2 protein-coding genes are annotated in these 2,328 nt (G+C 66.7%); both read right to left on the reverse strand.

Going from position 1 to position 2,328, the window contains the following annotated elements; all coding sequences use genetic code 11:
* Positions 1-718 precede the first annotated feature (718 nt).
* Positions 719-1,078: a peptidase inhibitor family I36 protein gene (locus tag E1261_RS44425; protein WP_132416351.1), complete on the reverse strand. Its 360-nt coding sequence runs from the start codon at positions 1,076-1,078 to the stop codon at positions 719-721.
* Between the two features lie 218 nt (positions 1,079-1,296).
* Positions 1,297-1,950 carry a hypothetical protein gene (locus E1261_RS44430; protein WP_132416353.1) on the reverse strand — a complete coding sequence of 218 codons (654 nt, stop codon included), beginning with the start codon at positions 1,948-1,950 and terminating at the stop codon, positions 1,297-1,299.
* Between the last annotated feature and the right edge of the window lie 378 nt (positions 1,951-2,328).

A 2,328-nucleotide genomic window follows, 5' to 3' on the forward strand; every position in this document is an offset into this window, starting at 1 on the left:
TCCTTCACCTTCACCCACCCCACCGCCCCCGACGCAGTAGCTGCCGCCTTCACCAGCTGACACACGATGGCTGGGCGGCCTGTGGCGGAGCTGGTTGGCGAGGTCGGCGCCCGACATGCAGTCGCCTGGGACCAACGGGTTGTCTGTCGAGGTGAGGGGTTGCCCGGGGAAATTTTCGATGGGCACCCCCCCCAGATGAAGGGTTATCCCACTCTCCTGACTGATGTGTGGGTGTCCTGCCCGTCCCAACGTCCGACGATCCGCACACCAGGCCCGCGTGTCCTTCGGACGTTGCGAGTACGGCGGCCTGCTGCCCCGCGCGCAGGTGATCCGGGTGTACTGCGGTCACCAACTGGGGACCCCGGACATCTGATGACGTGTCCGGGGTCCCCAGCAGGTGTACGGGGTTCGGCGTTCGGCTGGCTATTGCGGGGGCTGGGGAGTTCTACCCGTCGTTTTCGGGGGGTAGGACTCCCCAGCAGCGAGGACAACCGCCTACAGCACCCCAATCGGCCCTCGGCAGCCACCCAGCACCGCGATCGGCAGAAGTCCTCAGCAGTGGTTGCCTGAGCCGGGCGTCCGCCGGCGCTGTGGTCTGCGTCTGCCACCGCGAGCGGATTTGCCAACCTCCCCCCTGCCGCGTAGCTATTGCCAGATCACCCGCCGCCGGTGTGGCCGCGGGTGAGCCGGGCGCGCGTCGTTCAGCTGGGCCGCAAGGTCAGCAATCCACCCAGACCCACGAGGCGCGGTCGTCCTCGTACGATGCGAGGTTCGACTCCATCCAGGGCTTGAAGTTTCCTACGTATACGGCGGCCCCACCGTCGTAGAGGCGCATGGCGTTGCCGTGGGTCTTCGCGGAGCTGACCAGCTCATTCATATAGACCGGGATCTTGTTCCATCCGCAGTTGGGGACCTCCCAGCGGTTTCCGGAGCCATTCCAGCCGTCCCAGACACAGACCTTGCCCCAACTGCAGTCGCTGTAGGCGGCATGGGCCGGTGTGGCGCTGACCGCTCCGACTGCGACGACGCCGGCGAGCGCCATCAGCCCACCGCCGACTCTCCTGCGTACCGAACTCATCCAATGTCCTTCCCGAAGCTATCGATTACCGCGTGACGGGCGAGACGGTATTTGGCGGACCGATTCACTCACTACCTTTTCAGTGAATCGAGAAAAGCAGGACCGACTGACAGCGTTGCTGGTCCTGCCCGCCGGCAGTCACCATTCCCCCTGCAATCGGGCCGGCGTGCTTCGAGATGGCATGCCGACGCGGCTCGACAATGCATGCGAGTGGCTGTTCAAGCCGGTGTGATCGAGCTGATGCGCCAGTTGGCCGATGCTGACGCTCGCTCCGTGGGTGTGGCGGTGAGAGTGATGAGTCGGGTGCTTGGGGTGCCAGGCGGTAGTGGGGTCTTGATGCCGGATTCGTCGACTGCATGACCGGCGACCAGGTGGTCCGTCGTACGGAGGATCACTGTGGCTACCGTTTGGCGGACGATGGTGGTTTTGTCGATCTGGATTCGTAGGCCCTGGATGTGGATGTGCTGCTTGCGGTAGTCGGCCAGGAGGGCGCGGTCCGATCGCCAGGGTGGGCTGCCGGGGACGTAGATCTTGTCGAGGGTCGTGGCGTCGAGGGTCCGGAATGCTTGTGCACGTTGGGCATCCAGCGCGCGCAGGGTGGCGAGCCAGTCAGCCACGGATCGGCCGGAGCTGGAACGCCGAGGCGGCGGGGTCGCGGGGTTCGTGGTGCCCGGCGGTGTGGGCGCTGTGCGGGCTGGAGGGGTCGGCGTCGGCGAGCTGGCCTGGGTGCGCGGGCTGGCAGGAACTGTGACGCCGGCGGTCGGGGTGGTCGCCGGGCTGGATGCCGGGGTGGATGCCTCGGTGGCGGTGGCGGTGGGGGTGTCGGATTCGCCTAGGACTGCGCGGGCTGCGAGGCCCAGGCCTAGGACCACTGCTACTCCTAGGCCTATCGCGGCCGTGACGCCGTACGCGGGATGGCTGAATCTGTAACGCAGCTCGGTCAGCGGATGCGACAGGTCGAGGCGGCCCCACCAGGTGTGGCGCCGGCGCCAGACTCGACGACGAGTGTGACCTCGCCTGAGTGCAGGTCCATGCGCCGATGCATCCGACGGCTGCTCGCTGTCGGCGTTCGAACTGCTGGACGGTCGCCGGGGAACTGTGAACGGGGTGGCGTTTGAGGGGCGTCTTTCGGCGGGGGGTGCGGACCAGCTGATGGCTGGTTCTACGTGGGTGGTGCCGATGAGATGGGTTTGGGTGGGGTGGACGACGTGGGCTCTGGTGAGGGGTTTGGAGGTCAGGCGGGACAAGGG

This window comes from Kribbella albertanoniae, from assembly GCF_004348455.1.
GTDB classification, from domain to species: domain Bacteria; phylum Actinomycetota; class Actinomycetes; order Propionibacteriales; family Kribbellaceae; genus Kribbella; species Kribbella albertanoniae.